Source organism: Micromonospora sp. RTBAU3-60 (genome assembly GCF_054963695.1).
In genome coordinates, this window is the sequence record NZ_JBUEGB010000035.1 from 20,972 (window position 1) to 37,930 (window position 16,959).

The 16,959-nt window shown below is 72.7% G+C and carries 14 protein-coding genes; 7 read left to right on the forward strand and 7 right to left on the reverse strand.

The window, feature by feature from the left end:
• Nucleotides 1–31 precede the first annotated feature (31 nt).
• From ACY34I_RS26815 to ACY34I_RS26830, 4 genes are all read left to right on the forward strand, one after another.
• The gene (locus ACY34I_RS26815) at nucleotides 32–676 is read left to right on the forward strand and encodes a TetR/AcrR family transcriptional regulator (protein WP_462757781.1); all 645 of its coding nucleotides are present in this window, start codon (nucleotides 32–34) and stop codon (nucleotides 674–676) included.
• Nucleotides 677–752: 76 nt separating this feature from the next.
• Complete coding sequence (locus ACY34I_RS26820; RefSeq protein ID WP_462757782.1) at nucleotides 753–1,589, forward strand: SDR family NAD(P)-dependent oxidoreductase; 837 nt, start codon at nucleotides 753–755, stop codon at nucleotides 1,587–1,589.
• Entirely contained in the window at nucleotides 1,589–3,646 is a 2,058-nt protein-coding gene (locus tag ACY34I_RS26825) for a hydantoinase/oxoprolinase family protein (RefSeq protein ID WP_462757783.1), read from the forward strand. The genes ACY34I_RS26820 and ACY34I_RS26825 overlap by 1 nt, the downstream gene beginning before the upstream one ends.
• Nucleotides 3,643–5,805, forward strand: coding sequence for a hydantoinase B/oxoprolinase family protein (locus tag ACY34I_RS26830; RefSeq protein ID WP_462757784.1), 2,163 nt, complete (start codon nucleotides 3,643–3,645; stop codon nucleotides 5,803–5,805). Before ACY34I_RS26825 ends, ACY34I_RS26830 begins: the two co-directional genes overlap by 4 nt.
• A 144-nt stretch (nucleotides 5,806–5,949) precedes the next feature.
• On the opposite strand, the gene ACY34I_RS26835 is transcribed toward ACY34I_RS26830, so the two are convergent.
• From ACY34I_RS26835 to ACY34I_RS26845, 3 genes are read right to left on the reverse strand one after another with little or no spacing between them, the layout of a single operon-like run.
• Nucleotides 5,950–6,693, reverse strand: a complete 744-nt coding sequence (locus tag ACY34I_RS26835; protein WP_462757785.1) for an ABC transporter ATP-binding protein — start codon at nucleotides 6,691–6,693, stop codon at nucleotides 5,950–5,952.
• Nucleotides 6,690–8,507 (reverse strand): branched-chain amino acid ABC transporter ATP-binding protein/permease, encoded by a 1,818-nt coding sequence (locus tag ACY34I_RS26840; RefSeq protein WP_462757786.1) that lies wholly within the window; start codon nucleotides 8,505–8,507, stop codon nucleotides 6,690–6,692. Before ACY34I_RS26840 ends, ACY34I_RS26835 begins: the two co-directional genes overlap by 4 nt.
• A 2-nt stretch (nucleotides 8,508–8,509) precedes the next feature.
• Nucleotides 8,510–9,367, reverse strand: a complete 858-nt coding sequence (locus ACY34I_RS26845) for a branched-chain amino acid ABC transporter permease (RefSeq protein WP_462757787.1) — start codon at nucleotides 9,365–9,367, stop codon at nucleotides 8,510–8,512.
• A gap of 118 nt (nucleotides 9,368–9,485) precedes the next feature.
• Between ACY34I_RS26845 and ACY34I_RS26850 the strand changes: the two genes are divergently transcribed.
• Nucleotides 9,486–10,532, forward strand: coding sequence for a phosphotransferase family protein (locus tag ACY34I_RS26850; protein ID WP_462757788.1), 1,047 nt, complete (start codon nucleotides 9,486–9,488; stop codon nucleotides 10,530–10,532).
• A gap of 332 nt (nucleotides 10,533–10,864) precedes the next feature.
• Nucleotides 10,865–11,455 carry a TetR/AcrR family transcriptional regulator gene (locus ACY34I_RS26855; protein ID WP_462757789.1) on the forward strand — a complete coding sequence of 197 codons (591 nt, stop codon included), beginning with the start codon at nucleotides 10,865–10,867 and terminating at the stop codon, nucleotides 11,453–11,455.
• A gap of 40 nt (nucleotides 11,456–11,495) precedes the next feature.
• Here ACY34I_RS26855 and ACY34I_RS26860 read toward each other — a convergent pair whose 3' ends face one another.
• From ACY34I_RS26860 to ACY34I_RS26875, 4 genes are all read right to left on the reverse strand, one after another.
• Nucleotides 11,496–12,716 (reverse strand): acetyl-CoA C-acetyltransferase, encoded by a 1,221-nt coding sequence (locus ACY34I_RS26860; protein ID WP_462757790.1) that lies wholly within the window; start codon nucleotides 12,714–12,716, stop codon nucleotides 11,496–11,498.
• A 145-nt stretch (nucleotides 12,717–12,861) separates the two neighbouring features.
• Nucleotides 12,862–13,920, reverse strand: a complete 1,059-nt coding sequence (locus ACY34I_RS26865) for an acyl-CoA dehydrogenase family protein (RefSeq protein ID WP_462757791.1) — start codon at nucleotides 13,918–13,920, stop codon at nucleotides 12,862–12,864.
• Between the two features lie 9 nt (nucleotides 13,921–13,929).
• Entirely contained in the window at nucleotides 13,930–15,078 is a 1,149-nt protein-coding gene (locus tag ACY34I_RS26870) for an acyl-CoA dehydrogenase family protein (RefSeq protein WP_462757829.1), read from the reverse strand.
• Nucleotides 15,079–15,106: 28 nt separating this feature from the next.
• Nucleotides 15,107–15,976 (reverse strand): SDR family oxidoreductase, encoded by an 870-nt coding sequence (locus ACY34I_RS26875; protein WP_462757792.1) that lies wholly within the window; start codon nucleotides 15,974–15,976, stop codon nucleotides 15,107–15,109.
• A 154-nt stretch (nucleotides 15,977–16,130) separates the two neighbouring features.
• On the opposite strand from ACY34I_RS26875, the gene ACY34I_RS26880 reads away from it, so the two are divergent.
• A complete protein-coding gene (locus tag ACY34I_RS26880) occupies nucleotides 16,131–16,892 on the forward strand; it encodes an SDR family NAD(P)-dependent oxidoreductase (RefSeq protein ID WP_462757794.1) in 762 nt (253 codons plus the stop codon).
• Nucleotides 16,893–16,959 lie beyond the last annotated feature (67 nt).

Sequence of the window (16,959 nt, forward strand, 5' to 3'; positions counted from 1 at the left end):
TTGTGTCAACACCGTGATCAGGGGTGCGTGGATGGATCACCCGCAGACGGAACCGACGCGTGACCGGATCGTGCTGGCCGCGTCGCAACTCTTCGCCGAGCACGGCTACCACGGCACGTCGATGCGCGACATCGCCGCGGCAGCCGACATCCGGCCGGCCTCGCTCTACAACCACTTCCCCGGCAAGGAGGACATCCTGCTGGCGGTGGGGCACCGCTACTTCGCCGCCATGTGGCCGGCGCTGCGGGCCGCCAGCGACCATCCCGGTGGCCCACTCGACCGGCTGCTCGCACTGATCACCGCCGCCACCGAGGTCGGGCAGACCCACCGGTACGAGCACCAGGCCCTGGTCGGCGAGATGCGGCTGATCCGGCGGACCCCCGCCCTCGCCCCACTGGTCGAGTCGGGGCTCGCCTGCATCGCGCTCTGGCACCGGGTCCTTGCCGCCGGGCAGCGCGACGGGGTGGTACGCGACGACGTGGTCCCCGCCGCGGCGACCTGGCTCATCTTCACCGCGATCACCGGCCTGGTCGATCAGGGCTACCGGTCGGACGTCCTCGGTGACCCCACGGTACGCACGGTCTCCGCCCTCTGCGCCGTCCTCGTCGACGGGCTGCGCCACCCGAACACCCGCACCGGCACGCCCCTGCAGCACCCGCCTCTGGTGGGCGCATGAGCGAGCGTCAGCGAGCGAATCATCCGTGCAGCGTCGTGGTGCCTCATGTCGACGCCGAGCGAAGCGTGGTGGCGGCATGAGCGAGGCAGGGCGTTTTCAGGACCGGGTGGCGCTCATTCTCGGCGTGGGCCGGCCCCCGGGAATCGGCCGGGCCACCGCGCTGCGACTGGCCGCCGGCGGCGCGCACGTGATCTGCGTCGACGATCTCGCCGACGAGCAGGGACCGCGAGACACCGCGCAGGTGCCACCGGCGCTGTTCGAGGAGATCGTCGCGGAAGTCGACGCGGCCGGCCCCGGCCGCACGCTCGGTGTGCCGTACCCGCACCGAAGGGACTGGCCGGATCTGGTCCACGAGGTAGTGACCGAGTTCGGGCACCTCGACATCTGCTGCGCCCTCAACGGCGCCACCGGGGCCCAGGCCGGGGACGGACCGTTGCTCGACCTCGCGCCCGAGTCCTTCGAACGATGCTTCGACGTCAACGTGACGTGGAGCCTGCGGCTGCTCAGCGCCGCCGCGCGAGCAATGATCCAGCTCGGCCGGCCCGGCGCGCTCGTGGCCCTGTCGTCGCACGCGGCGCGTCGCCCCACCCCGAACATCGGGGCGCTGGGTGCCGCCCGGGCCGCCGTCGAACACCTGGTGGCGGTCCTGGCCAAGGAGGTCGCGCCGTACGGCATCCGGTGCAACGCGGTGAGCCCACTGGCCGTCGGCCCGAGCCGCCTCCACCCCAACCCCGGCCTGGTCGCGCTGGCGGAACGGGAAGCCGGTTCACTCGACCGGTGGCTCAGCCGGGACGTCCCGCTCGGACGCTCCCAGGCGGCCGACGAAACCGCCGCCGTGATCGAGTTCCTCTGCTCGGACCAGGCGTCCTACCTCACCGGAGTGACCGTCCCTGTGCACGGAGGAGCGAGCTGATGCAGTTGATCGGCATCGACACCGGGGGAACCTTCACCGACGCCGTCGTGCTCGACCACGGCGGCCGGACGACGGTGGGCAAGGCCCTGTCGACCCCGGGGCGGGTCGACGACGGCGTCCTCGCCGCCGTCGGCACGGTCGCGGACAGTCTCGGACTCACCCTCCGCGACCTGCTGTCCGCCACGGACGTACTGGCCCACGGCACCACCGTCGGCCTCAACGCGCTGCTGACCCGCTCCGGCGCCCGGGTCGGCCTGCTGACCACCGCCGGATTCGAGTCGACACCGGCCATCGCCAAGGCGACGAAACTGCATCACCTGCCCGAGGAGGACCTCCGTGCGCCGAGCCGGTGGCGCAAGCCGGACCTGCCGCTACGCCGCGGCGACGTCGCCGGAGTGCCAGAGCGGGTCGACCTGACCGGAGAGATCATCGTCCCGCTCGACGAGGCGGCCGCCCGAGCCGCCATCGCGCGACTGGTCGCCGCCGGCGTGGAATCGATCGCCGTCTGCCTGCTGTGGGCGCCGGTGAACCCCCGCCACGAGCACCGCATCCGCGAGTTGGTTCGCGAGATCGCACCGGACCTGCACGTGACACTTTCCAGCGACGTGGCCGCCCGGATCGGCGAGTACGAGCGCACCTGCACGACGGTCGTCGACGCGTACACCGCGCCGCTGGTCGCCTCGTACCTGCACCGGCTCGAAACCCGACTGCGCGACCACGGATTCGTCGGGGACTTCGTGGTCATGCGGATGGGCGGCGGCGTGCAGCCGGCCCCGGTGGCGCGTCGACAGGCGGTGCAGACCCTGCGCTCCGGGCCGGCCGGCGGGGTGTCCGCCACCCGGGCGCTGGGCGCCCGGCTGGGTCACGCCAACCTGATCGCCACGGACGTCGGTGGCACCAGCTTCGACGTCGGCCTGGTGATCGACGGTGAGCCCTATTCGGCCCGGCTGCCCACGATCGACCGGATACCGCTGGCGGTGCCCGCGGTGGACATCCCGTCGATCGGCACCGGCGGAGGCAGCATCGCCTGGTACGACCCGGCGCTCGGCACCCTGCGCGTCGGGCCGCAGAGCGCGGCCGCCCGGCCCGGGCCGGCCTGCTACGGGCTGGGTGGCACCCGACCGACGCTGACCGACGCCGTCGTCGTCCTCGGGTACGTGACCCGACTTGGCGCAACACTGACCCTGGACCGGGACGCGGCGAGCCGGGCGATCGACGAGCACGTGGCACGCCCGCTGGGTGTCGGGGTCATCGAGGCGGCCGAGGGCATCGTCCAGGTGGCGTGCGCGCAGATGCGCGACCTGGTCCGCCGTACCACCATCCAGCGCGGACACGATCCGTCCGACTTCGTCCTCGTCGCGTACGGCGGCGCCGGTCCGCAGTACGTCGGCCGGTACGCAGAGGATCTCGGCGTGTCCGAGGTGATCATTCCCGCCCTCGCCCCCGAGTTCTCCGCCTACGGTGCGATCTCGGCCGACCTGCGCGTCGCCGAGGAGCGCGACCTGCGGCCGGTCCCGCTCGTCGAGGCGGGCCCACCGATCGGTGCGGCGCTGGCCGAACTCGAGCCCGAGGTGGTGGCGCAACTCGGGGGCGGCCACCTGACCGTCCGTCGCAGTGTCGGGCTGCGGTTCTACCGGCAGCTGCAGCGCATCGACCTGCCGGTCCCGGCCGGCCCGGTCGACGCGGACGTGATCGAGGACTTGCTGGCACGGTTCCACAAGGCCTACGAGCTGGTCGTCGGGCCGGGAAGCGCGCCTCCGGACACGCCCGTCGAGGTGGTGGCCGTCGGGGTGGCGGCGGTACGCCCGATCGTCGTACCCGAACCCTCGCCGCGCCCGCGCCGGCGGGCGCAACCAGTGCGAACCACCCCCACCTGGTTCGCAGGCCGGGCAGACGACTGGCCGGTGTACCGGTGGGAGGCCCTCGGCGGCGGTCAGCGCATCACCGGCCCGTGCCTGGTCGAGTCGGACCAGACGACCGTCGTGGTCTATCCGGGCCAGGCCCTGCAGGCACTCCCCGGTGGAGACCTCCGCCTCGTACTTGAGGAGACCCCATGAGCGCGACCGCGCCCGACCCGATCACGCTGGAGATCATCCGGCACCGGCTGGCCGGGATCAACGACGAAGCGGCGATCATGCTCCGGCAGGTCTCGGGATCGCAGATCGCCGTCGAGGCCAACGATCTGAACACCGCCATCACCACGGCCGACGGCACCGTCGTCGCCTGTGGGGACTACGTGCTGTGTCAGGTCGCCTCGCTCGATCTGGTCACCTCCGACATCATCCGGAACTACGCCACCGACCCGGGAATCCGCCCCGGTGACCAGTTCATGACCAACGATCCGTACGTCGGCACGCTGCACCAGCCGGATGTCGTCGTCGTGGCACCGGTGTTCCACGAGGGCACGCTGGTGGCGTGGTGCGGCTCGACCGTGCACCAGCCGGATGTGGGTGGTCCGGCCACCGGCGGGCTGGCGCTGGACGCCGGGTCGATCTTCGATGAGCCACTGCCGGTCCCCCCGGTGCGGATCGTGGAACATGACCGGATCCGCCGCGACATCGAGCGCGGCTACCTCATCCGGTCCCGCACCCCACGCCTGAACGCGCTGGACCTGGCGGGCCAGATCGCGGCCAACCGCGCCGCCGTGGCGGCGATCCAGCAGCTGTGCCGCCGCTACGGGACGGAGACCGTGATCGCGGCGATGGACCATCTCGTCGACGTCGCGGAGCAGCAACTTCGCGCGCGGCTACGGGAGCTGCCGGACGGCCGGTGGCGGCACGTGTCCTATCTCGAACATGGCGCACCGGCCCCGGACAACTCGGATGTGTACGCGGTGCGGCTGGTCGCGACCAAGCGGGGCGACGAGCTGGTCCTGGACTTCAGCGGCAGCTCGCCACAGGCCCCGGGGGCGATCAACGCCGCCTACCCGGCCCTGGTCAACTTCGCGGTGGCGTCGGTGCTCGTCTACCTCTGCGCGGACCTGCTGTGGGTGCCGGGTGCCGTCGCCCGGGTGGTGAAGATCATCAGCGAGGAGGGGACGGTGGTGCATGCCGCCTGGCCCGCCGGGGTGGCGATGAGCACGGCCACCTCCTGCCAGGCCATCCGGGTCAGCGTCAACGCGTGCCTGTCGCGGATGCTGGAGGGTTCGGCGGAGCTCGCCCGGCTGGCGATGGCCAGTTGCCAGTCGTCCGGAGCGGGCGGCGGGGTGCTCTCCGGTGTCTCGCGCTCCGGCGAGCCGTTCGGCTCGATGACGTTGGACGAGCTGACCGGTGGCGGCGGGGCGACGCTGCTGCTCGACGGCGTCGATTCGTCGGGCTCCACCACCTCACCCGGGGCGTCCTGCGCCAACGTGGAGGTCAACGAGAGCTACCTGCCGGTGCTGTATCTACGGCGGGCCGAACTCGCCGATTCTGCCGGTCCGGGGCGGCAGCGGGGCGGGGTGGGGTGCGTCATCGCGCTTCGGCCGCACGGTACCGACGAGCCGATCCGGGTCGTCTCGTTCGCGCAGGGACTGCAGCATCCGGCCGCGGTCGGTCTCGACGGGGGTGACCCTGGACGACAGAGCATGTTCTACGCCGGCGGCGTCGAGGTCGTGGACGACCTGTTGGCCGGCGGGCGGGTCGAGCACGCGCTGCCGTTGCCCGACGCGGCAGCCCGGCTCACCGGCGACGCCGTGCATCTGGCGGTGACGCAGGGCGGGGGCGGGTACGGCGACCCGCTGGAGCGCGACCGCGCGGCGGTGCTGAGCGACGTCGAGGACGGGCTGGTGAGCGTGGCCGGGGCCGACCGGGATTACGGCGTCGTGCTCGTGCGGGCCGGCGCGACGTCGTGGACGGTGGACCGGGAGGCGACGACGGCCCGGCGCCGGCTCATGCGCTCGGACCGGATCGGCGGCCGGGAACCGGCGGCCCCGGTGGCGCAGCGGCCCGGCCGCCGACTGACCAACGCGCTGGATCTGGTCGACGGAACCGGCGGGCGGCACATAGCGTGCGCGCGGTGCGCCGCCCCGCTCAGCCCGGTCGACGGCAACCCCTACCTGGCCATGGCTGTCGTGGAGGGCCTGGTGCACGAGGTGGCGCCACTTCCCGCGCGTTACCCCGGCTCGGAGCGGTTCGTCATTCGGCGCCTGCACTGTCCCTCGTGTGCGAGCCGGATCGAGGTGCAGGTCTCCCTGCGCTCCGACCCGGTCGTGCAGACGGTGGCGCCCATCGCGTGATCCGCCCGTCCCGGCACCGGCCCGCCACGCACGGTTCTCCCCCGCCGACGGGTCGTCGGGCGCCAACCGAAGGTCCGGCTGCTGCCGGCAGTCGGGTGGCCCCGACGACCTCGGGCGAGGGCGCGGGCAGGCCGGGCGCCGCTTCTACTGGAGCCGGCCGAAGTACGCGTCGGCGAGTGCGTCGGATCCGGCGACGTCCGCCGCCGGCCGGTCCAGGATCACCCGGCCCACGTCGAGCACGGTGACCCGGTCGGCGACCTCGAGCGCGGCCGTCACGGCCTGCTCGACCAGCAGGATGCCGATCCCGGTGGCCTTGAGTGCGGCGACCGTGGCCATCACCTCGGCGACCACCGACGGCGCCAGGCCACCCGACGGTTCGTCGAGCATGAGCAGCGACGGCTGGGCCATCAGGGCCTGCCCGATGGCGAGCATCTGCTGCTGCCCGCCGGACAACTGACCCGAGGTGACGTGCCGACGCTGCGCCAAGGCCGGGAACATCTCGTAGATCGGGTCCAGCTCGACCAGCAGCTTCCGCTTGTTCAGACCGCGCGTGTAGCCACCGAGCAGCAGGTTCTCCTCGATGGTCCGGCGGCGGAAGATCCGCTTGCCCTCCTGCACGAGTCCGATGCCGGCCCGCACCCGCTGGTGCGGCGGCGCGCCGGTGATGTCCCGGCCGCGCAGCACGACTGAGCCGGCGTCCGCCCGGTTCAGTCCGGCGACCGCCCGGAGTGTGGTGGTCTTGCCGGCGCCGTTGCGCCCGAGCAGCACGGTGATCTCACCGGCGCGGACCTGCAACGAGGCGTCCCAGACCGCGCGGATGTCGCCGTACCCGCTGGCCAGGCCGCGGACCTCCAGCAGCGGGTTCTCCACAGTGGCCGAACTGCTCACGGATGGACCTCCTGCCGCACGCCGAGGTACTCGGAGAGCACCCGGGGGTGGTTCTCGATCTCGTTGGGCGTACCGGAGGCGATCAGCTCGCCCTGCGCCAGCACATGGATGGCGTCGGCCAGGTCGAGCACCAGCCGGAAGTTGTGCTCGACCAGGATCACCGTGGTGCCCGCGGCACGAATCGCGCGGATCAGCCCGGCGAGCCGTTCGATCTCGTCCTCGTCGAGGCCGGAGGCGACCTCGTCGAGCAGGAGCACCTTGGGCCGGGCCACCAGCGCCCGCGCCACCTCGAGCAGCCGCCGGGTGCCCAGCGGCAGGGACGCGGCCTCCACGTCTGCCAACCTCGCGGCGCCGACCAGGCGCAGCACGTCGTCGACCTCGGCCCGATCGGCGGCCGCCGCCCGCCGGTAATGAGGCAGCCGGAGGATCGCGGCCGGCATCCCGACGTGGCGCGGCGAGTACGCCCCGGCGGCGACCGCCTCGCGTACGGTGATGTGCTCGGGGAACAGCGGCGTCTGGAAGGTCCGGGCGACCCCCGCCCGAGCGACGTCGTGGGTGCTACGGCCGGTGATCTCCGCGTCCCCGAGGTGGATCGACCCGGAGTCGATCCGGTAGTAGCCGCAGATGACGTTGAGCAGCGTGGTCTTGCCGGAACCGTTCGGACCGATCAGGGCGGTGATCTGCCCGGGCACGGCGGTCAGCGTGACCCCGCCCAACGCCTGCAGGCCGCCGAAGCGCTTACGTACGTCGGTCACCGCAAGCCTGGCACCGGTCAGCGGCGGCAGCGCGGGACCGTCGGGTGTCGGGCCGCCCGGCGCCGCCTCGCCGGTGGCGGCCGCATCCGGCGTGGGTCGCCAGCGCGTCGCCAGCCGGGCGACGGCCCGGTTGGCGAGCCCGGCCAGGCCGTTGGCCACCAGCGTGCCGGCGAGGATGAGGAAGATTCCGTAGACGATCTGGGTGTACTGCTCGAACTCGGTGGAGCGCAGCGGACCGTACTGCATCACCAGGGCGCCGACGAAGGGTCCGTAGATGCTCTTGGCGCCGCCCAGGATCGAGGCGGCCAGCACGGTCACGGCGAGCGTGAAGCCGAACGAGTGCGGCGCGAGGTACTTGTCCACATAGGCGAAGAGGGCCCCGGCGATACCGGCCGGGATCGCGCCGATCGCGTACGCGGTCAGCTTCATCCGGTAGACCGAGATGCCGAGCGACGAGGCCAGAATCGGGCTCTCCCGCAGAACCTGGAAGGCGACCCCGTGCCGGGACGTGATCAGGTTGCGCATCACCGCGAACCAGCACACGGTGATCACTGCGACCACGACGTACATGTCGAGGCTGCTCAGCTCCGCGCCGAAGAGCCGGGGCCGGGGGATGCCGACCATGCCCACCGCCCCGCCGGTGTAGTGCTCGAGCAGGTCGAGTAACTGCGGGACCAGCAACACCAGGAAGAACGACGTCATGGCCAGCGACCAGCCACCGAGACGCAGCCCGGGCACCCCGGAGACCAGCCCGACCAGCAGCGCCGCAGCGGCCGCGACGAGCACGAGCAGCGCCAGGTCGTTGATCCAGTGCATGGCGAGGTAGCCGGTCAGGTACGCGCCGGTGGCGTACATGGCGGCCTGCCCGAGGGCCAACTCGCCGGTGTACCCGAAGCTCAGGTTCAGCCCGCTGGAGAGCAGGGCCAGGATGCAGGTGAGCAGCAGCAGCCGCCGAGTGCCGGAGCTGATGCCGAGCCAGGGCGCCGCGACCAGCAGCACCGCCAGCACCAGGGGGATCGTCCAGGACGGCAGGGCACGGAGCTGACGCGGCAGGGCCATGGTCACACCATCCGTTCCCGCGTCGTGCCGAACAGCCCGGTGGGTTTGAGCATCAGGATCAGCAGCAGGACGACGAACACCATGATCGTGGGCAACTGGCTGCCCAGCCAGCGCCCGGTCAGCGATTCGACGAGCCCCACGAGAAAGCCGCCGAGCAGCGCCCCGGGCAGGCTGCCGAAGCCACCGATGGCCAATGCCACGAAGCCCTTGAGCGCCAGTGCCGCGGCCAGTGTGGAGACCGCGAACGTCTTCGGGCCGACCAGCGGGCCGGTCAGGCCGGCCAGCACCCCGGTGAAGACGAACGCCCCCAGGGCGAGCCGCTTGACGTTGACTCCCCGCAGCAGCGCCGCGTCCCGGTCCTCGGCCATGGCCAGCAGGGCCAGCCCGGTCAGCGACCGACGGCTGTAGACGATCATCGCCACCGCAATCGCGACGACGCTGACGATCAGCACCACCTCGGGGACGCTGATCCGGCCGCCGAGCAGCGTGAAGGTGGCGTCCGAGCCGACGGCCGGCACCTTCAGCACCTGGTCGCCCCAGATCAGCCGGGTGGTGCCGTCGAGGAGGGTGGCCATGCCCAGGGTGGTCACCAGGTGGGCGTGCGCCCCCTTGACCGGTCGGATGGCCACGAACTCCTCGAGCAGAGCGATGAGCCCGATGCCGACCGCCGCGATGGCGAAGATCAGCACGACCGGGAGCTTGGCGACGACCAGGCCCCAGTACGTCACGAAGATCGCGAACATCATGAGTTGCGCGTGTGCGAAGTTGAACGTCGTGTATGCGATGAAGACGACGTTGTAGCCGATCGCGATCAGGGCGTAGACGGCCCCGATCGACAGGCCGGACCAGATCGGTGTCACCGCACCTCCTCTCGGTCGCCGTGGCGGCGGTCACGCCGATTGAGGAACTATAGCGAGCCAACCAAGCGCTTGCTACTGTCGTCGGGAAGTCGCCGCAGCCGATTCCGGGGAGTCGCCGATGAGCGCCGCGCCACCCCTGCCGCTCGGGATCTCCCCCGCGGTCCCCGATTGGCTGGCCAAGCACGTTCCGGGGCTGCGACCGCCGCTCGGGTTCACCCGCTTGCCTGGCGGGCGCTCGAACCTCACGTACCTGGTCACCGACGCCGCAGGCGTACACCGGGTGCTCCGCCGGCCACCGCTCGGCTCGCACGCGGCGACGGCGCACGACGTGCTCCGCGAGGCGCGCCTACTGGACGGCCTCGCGGGCGAGGTGCCGGTGCCCGCCGTCCTCGCCGTCTGCGCGGACGATTCGGTCACCGACGCACCCTTCGTGGTGATGGAGCACCTGGACGGCCTGGTGCTGCGCGACCCGGCCGGCGTCGAGGCATCGCTCAGCGTGGCGCAGCGGCGGTTGGTGGGCCCGGCGCTGATCGACGCGATGGTGCGGCTGCACCGGGTGGACCCGGCGCGGGTCGGGCTCGGCGCCCTGACGGCGCGCCGCGACCACGTGGCACGGCAACTGCGCCGGTGGTACGGGAACTGGCGGCGCGGCGGCACCCGCGAGCTGCCCGATCTCGAGGCGGCGCACGCGCGCCTGGCCGAGCTCGTGCCCGAGCAGCGCCGCACCGGCATCGTCCATGGCGACTACCGGCTGGACAACTGCATCCTGGACCCGTCGATGGCCGTACGGGGCATCCTCGACTGGGAGCTGACCACGGTCGGCGACCCGCTGGTCGACCTGGGGCAGTTCCTCGTCTACTGGGCGGAGCCGGCCGACCGTCGCACCGCGCTGTACGCGCCGCCGACCGTGGTCCCCGGCTTCTCCACCCGTGCCGAGCTGGCCGAGCGGTACTGCGCCGCGACGGGCGAGGACCCGGCCGCGCTGGATTACCACCTCGCCTTCAGCTGGTGGAAGACGGCCTGCATCGTCGAGGACGTCTACGCCCGGATGCGCCGGGGCGCCATGGGCGTCACCGACCGCTCCCCCGAGTCCTTCGCCGAGCAGGCCGCGGCGCTGGCCGCGCAGGCTCGCCGAGCAGCGGCGCGACTGGTCGCGCCGCGGTGACGTCCGTCGGTCCGACCTCCGCCGTCGAAGCAGAGCCGAGACCTAGCGACCTCGCGCCGTGTCGTGGCATCCTGCGGGAGCAATCGACGCCGATTCCGCCGGGGATCGACCCTCGCCCACCCGCCCGGGGCCGCGCACGACACGGGGCACCGCACGTGACGGCCGGGTGGGGCGCCGGTCGAAGACGGTCGGCCCGGCGGAACGGCGCGCCGGGCACACCATCGTAACAAGCGCTTGGTAGGCTAGGTGCCCCGAACGCCGCCGGCGGCAGTGGCCGCATGCCTCGGGCCGAACACGATCCATCCCGTCTAGTTGTCTGCGAGGAAACATTGGTGCGAGAGCCTGGGGACCGGCGCGAGGCGATCCTCGACACCGCTGCCGCCCTGTTCGCCCGCAAGGGGGTGGCGGCGACCACCGTCCGCCAGATCGCCGACGAGGTCGGCATCCTCTCCGGCAGCCTTTACCACCACTTCGATTCGAAGGAGGCCATGGTCGACGAGATCATCTCGTCGTTCCTGCGGGACCTCAAGGATCGGTACGCGAAGGTGCTGGCCCAGGAGGCCGACGCGCGCGTCCGGCTGCACGACCTGATCGTGGCGTCGTTGGAGGTGGTCGAGGCGCACCCGCACGCCGCCGAGATCTACCAGAACGACGTCAACTACCTGCTGGGGATCGAACGCTTCAGCTACCTGCGCAACGCCGGCCGACAGGTGCAGGACACCTGGCTCAAGGTGATCGAGGCCGGCGTCGCCGAAGGCGTGTTCCGCGGCGACCTGGACGCGAAGATCCTCTACCGGCTGATGCGGGACGCGGTGTGGCTGTCGGTGCGCTGGTTCAAGCCGAGCAAGGGGTACCCGATCGCCAAGCTGGCCGAGGACGCCACCTCGCTCTTCCTGGACGGCCTCACCGCAAAGGGCGAATGAGCGCGGGCGGCGCCGGGAGCACCGGGGCCGCCCGCCCCGTTCAGGAGAGCCGCTCCAGCACCATCGCCATCCCCTGGCCGCCCGCGGTGCACATGGTCTCCAGGCCGAACTGCTTGTCACGGAAGCGCAGCCCGTTGATCAGAGTGGTGGCGATCCGGGCTCCGGTCATGCCGAACGGGTGACCGAGCGCGATCGCTCCGCCGTGCACGTTGACCCGCTCCAGGTCGACGCCGAGCATCCGGCAGGACGGGATGACCTGCGCCGCGAACGCCTCGTTGATCTCGACGAGGTCGATGTCCCGGATGGACATCCCCGCGTTCGCCAACGCTCGCCGGCTCGCCTCCACCGGCCCCAGGCCCATGATCTCCGGGCTGACCGCGGAGACGCCGGTGGCCACGATCCGCGCCAGCGGGGTGATCCCGAGCTGGCGCGCCCAGACGTCGCTCATCACCACCAGCGCGGCGGCACCGTCGTTGAGCGGGCAGCAGTTGGCCGCGGTGACCGTCCCGTCGGGACGGAACGCCGGCTGCAGGGCGCTCACCTTCTCCAGCGTCACCCCGGCGCGTGGCGAGTCGTCCCGGCTCACCACGGTGCCGTCGGGCAGCGCCACCGGCGTGATGTCGATCTCCCAGAAGCCGGCGGCCGCCGCCTGCTCGGCCAGGTTCTGGCTGCGCACGCCGAACTCGTCCTGCTCGCGGCGGCTGACGTCGTACCGCTGGGCGACGTTCTCCGCGGTCTGCCCCATGGCGATGTAGACGTCGGGCTCCTCGCCGGTCTCGCGCGGGTCGCGCCAAACCTCGGCGCCGCCGCGGGCGCGTCGGGCGGTTCGCTCCTCGGCGGCGGCGTACCGGCTGTTGTGGGTCCCCGGCGCGCCGTCGGACTTGCCCCGGTCGTAGCGGGAGACGACCTCCACCCCGGCCACCACGAAGGCGTGTCCCTCGCCCGCCCTGATCGCGTGGAAGGCCATCCGGGTGGCCTGCAGGGAGGAGGCGCAGTAGCGCTGCACCACGGTCCCGGGCACGTCGTCGAGTCCGAGCTGGAGCGCGACCATCCGGCCGAGGTTGTACCCCTGCTCGCCGGCCGGCTGCGCGCAGCCGACCACCACGTCATCGAGGTCGTGCGGATCCAACGCGGGCACCTGCGACAACGCCGCCCGCATCATGGCGGCGGCGAGATCATCGGCCCGCATCTCGGTCAATGACCCCTTGTACGCCCGCCCGATCGGCGAACGGGCCGCGGCCACGATCACGGCTTCTGGCACAGATGCCCCCTACTCGTCGGCCGATCAGTCGCCGTGGTGGCGCCCGTCGCCGAAGTGGGCGGGGATCGGGCGGCCTCCGGTCGGGCGGATCGGCTCCTGTCCTTAACCTAACAAGCGCTTGGTTTGGGAGTCAACGCGTCCGGCGTCACAGCCCGGCCCGCGCGGCGATCACCCGTCGCAGCGCCACCTCGTCCCCGAGCAGCAGCCGGTTCGCGGTCGCCCGCTTGAAATACAGGTGGGCGTCGTGCTCCCAGGTGAAGCCGATGGCACCGTGCAGCTGGATGCTCTCCGCAGTCACCGCGTAGGCGGCCCGGGTGGCAACCAGCTTCGCCAGCGGCGCGGCGATCGCGAACTCCTCGGTGCCGGCCACCCGCAGCGCGTACCAGGCGCTGGAGGTCGCCGCCTCCACGGCCACGGCCAGCTCGGCGACCCGGTGCCGCAGCGCCTGGAAGTGCGCCAGCGGCACACCGAACTGCTGCCGCGTCTTCAGATAGTCGACCGTCAGCTCCAGGCTGGCCCGGGCGACGCCGACCGACTCGACGGCGAGCGCCGCCCACAGCAGCTCCACGGCCCGCCGCACGTCGCGCCCGACCAGCGACGCCGGGACCGCCTCGAACTCCAGCCGGGCCTGCCGCCGCGTCGGGTCCAGCGTGTCGTGCGGCGTGCGCCGGAGGTCCGCGGCGCGGACGGCGTACAGGCCCGGCTCGCCGTCGCAGACCGCGGCGACGACGACCACGTCGGCGATCGCGCCGTCGAGGACGTGCTCCTTGACCCCGTCGAGGACGTAGCCGTCGCCGCTGCGCCGGGCGGTGCAGGCCCAGCGATCCGGCGTCCAGCCCGCGCCGGGTTCGGCCAGCGCCAGCGTGGCGATGACGCTGCCGTCAGCCAGCCTGGGCAGCAGATCGGCGGCCAGCGCCGGGTCGACGGCTGCCGCGGCCGTGACCGTGGAGAGGTACGGCGCGGGCAGCAACACCCGTCCGGCCTCCTCGAGGACGATGCCGAGCTCCACCTCGGAGGCGCCGAACCCGCCGTGTTTCTCGTCGATCGCCAGCGCGGTGACCCCCAGCTCGCCGGCGAGGCGCCGCCAGAGCTCGGCGTCGAAGCCGTCCGCGGCCCGCACCCGCGCGGAGGTGGCGTGCCGGGTCAGGAAGGCCCGCACCGTGTCGCGCAGGTCCGTCTGCTCGGCGGTGAATCCGAATTCCACCCGCTCCCCCTAGCTCCGCGGCACCCGGCCGAGCAGCCGGTCGGCGATGATGTTGCGCTGGATCTCGTTGGATCCGCCGTAGATGGTGTCGGCCCGGGTGTAGAGGAACAGCCGCTGGGCGTCGCTGAGGCCGCCATCGGCGAGCGTGGCCGTCGGCCCGACCGCGGTCATCGCCAGTTCGCCGAGGCGCTGGTGCCACGGCGCCCAGAGCAGCTTGGAGACCGACGGCTCCACCCCGGGCAGGTCCCCCGCCGGCGTACCGAGGGTGCGCAGCGCCTGGTGGCGCAGGGTCTGCAGGCCCACCCACGCGTCCACGGCCGCGTCCCGCCACACCGGGTCGTCGTACGCCCCACTGGCCCGGGCAGCGGCGAACACCTCGTCCAACTCGCGGGCGAAACCGAGCTGCTGACCGAGCGTGGCCACGCCCCGTTCGAACGCGAGCGTCCCGGTAGCCACGCGCCAACCGTCGCCCGGCGCGCCGACGATGTTCTCCGCCGCGGTCACCGCGCCGTCGAAGAAGACCTCGTTGAACTCCGACGTTCCGGTGATCTGCGTGATCGGCCGGACCTCGATGCCCGGCTGGTCCATCGGCACCAGCAGGTACGACAGCCCGCGGCGCTTGGGCGCGTCCGGGTCGGTGCGGGCCAGCACGAAGCACCAGTCGGCGACGTGCGCCAGCGACGTCCACACCTTCTGTCCGGTGACCCGCCAGACGTCGCCGTCGCGGACCGCCCGGGTCTGCACCGAGGCCAGGTCGGAGCCGGCGTTCGGTTCCGAGTAGCCCTGGCACCAGAACTCGGTGGCAGCGGCGATCGACGGCAGGAACCGCCGCTGCTGTTCCTCGGTGCCGAACGCGATCAGCGTGGGGGCGAGCAGGTACTCGCCCATGTGGCTCAACCGCCCGGGGCCACCGGCCCGGGCGTACTCCTCGAAGAAGATCACCTGCTGGGCGATCGTCGCGCCGCGCCCACCGTGGGCCTCGGGCCAGCCCAGCCCGATCCAGCCGGCCGCGCCGAGCTCGTGCTCCCAGCGCGTACGCAGCTCGATGTTCTCGTGCTCCCGACCAGGACCGCCGGAGCCGACCAGCGCGGCGAACTCCCCGGCCAGGTTTGCGGCGAGCCACTCCCGGACGCGCCGGCGGAACTCGGCGTCCGGCAGGTTGGGGATGTCGTCGACCGCCGGCATCTCAGGCTCCGTAGACCGGGGCCGGGACCGGGGCCTTGCGGATCAGGTCGCGGATGAGCGGACCCAGCTCGTCGGGGCGCCACCGCCGGCCGGCATCGATCGCCTCGCCGTGCTGCCAGCCGTCGGCGACGCTGACCGCCCCGCCCGCGACCTCGAAGACCCGGCCGCTGACGTCCCCGGACTCCTCGCCGGCCAGCCAGACCACGAGCGGCGAGACGTTCTCCGCCGCCATCGCGTCGAAGCCCTCGCCCGGCGTGCGCATGGCGTCGGCGAAGACGGCCTCGGTCATCGCGGTCCGGGCGGACGGGGCGATCGCGTTGACGGTGATGCCGTAACGCGCCAGCTCCGCCGCCGCGACGACGGTGAGCGCCGCGACGCCGGCCTTGGCCGCCGCGTAGTTGCTCTGCCCGACGCTGCCCATCAGGCCGGCGCCGGAGCTTGTGTTGACCACCCGCGCGGCGACCGGCTGGCCAGCCTTGGCGCGGTCCCGCCAGTACGCCGCGGCGTGCCGCAACGGCGCGAAATGCCCCTTGAGATCGACCCGCAGCACCTCGTCCCACTCCGCCTCGGAGAGGTTGACCAGCATCCGGTCGCGCACCAGGCCGGCGTTGTTGACCAGCGCGTCCAGTCGGCCGTAGGTCTCCACGGCGAGCGCGATCAGCGACCGGGCGTAGTCCCAGTCGGCGACGTCGCCGGTGCTCGCCACGGCGGTTCCGCCCGCGGCCCTGATCTCGCGGACCACGTCGGCGGCCGCCGGGCCGACGTCGTTGACCACTACGCGGGCGCCCTCGGCAGCGAACGCCAGGGCGTGCGCCCGCCCGAGCCCCTGCCCGGCGCCGGTCACCACGACCACCCGTCCCGATCCGCTCATCGCCACCCTCCTGTGAGATCCCGCCGGCCCCTGCACTGCCCGGGCCGCCCGTCCGCCGTCGACGGCGTACCACGGGGTCGTTGTCTTCCGTGAACCGGGGCGGCTCGATTCCGCCGCGCTAGCCTACCAAGTGCTTGCTTGGTAGCCTAGCCCGGTGATCGATGACTTCTCGAAACGTCCCGGCGCCGCCCTGGTGGTCGGCGCGACCGGCGGCATCGGACGCGCCGTCGCCCGGATGCTCGCCGCGCGCGGCAGCGCGGTCGCCCTCACGTACCGCCGGAACGCCACCGCGGCGGGCGAACTCGCCGACGAACTCGCACGCGCCGGCGTCTGGCCGCTCGACCTCACCGACGCGCACGCCTGCGCGGCGGTGCTCGCCGAGGCCGCCGGGCACTTCGGGGGACTGCACACGGTGGTCTACGCCGCTGGGCCGCACGTACCCATGGTCCACCTCAGCCGGGTCGACCCGGCGACCTTCCGCGCCCAACTGGAACAGGACACCGTCGGCTTCTTCCACCTGATGCACGCCGCGCTGCCGCACCTGCGGGACAGCCGTGGCAGCCTGATCGCCGTCACCACCGCCGCCACCCGGCGCTACCCCATCCGCGACGGCCTCTCCGCGGGCCCGAAGGGCGCGGTCGAGGCGCTGGTCCGGGGCGTGGCCGCGGAGGAGGGGAGGTACGGCGTCCGCGCCAACTGCGTGGGCCCCGGGATGCTGACCGACGGCATGGCCGCCCGGCTGATCGCCTCAGGCGACCTCGACGAGCGGGCGCTGGCGGTCACCCGCGGCAACATCCCGCTGCGCCGCTTCGGCACCGCCGACGACATCGCCGAGGCGGTCTGCTTCCTGGCCAGCGACCGGGCCGGCTTCATCACCGGCCAGCAGCTCGACGTCGACGGCGGCTACACCGTCTGAACCCGCACCCGGGCCGCGCGGGCAGGCCAGGCTTGCCCGCGCCCCCGAAGACCACCCCGGGCGGGCG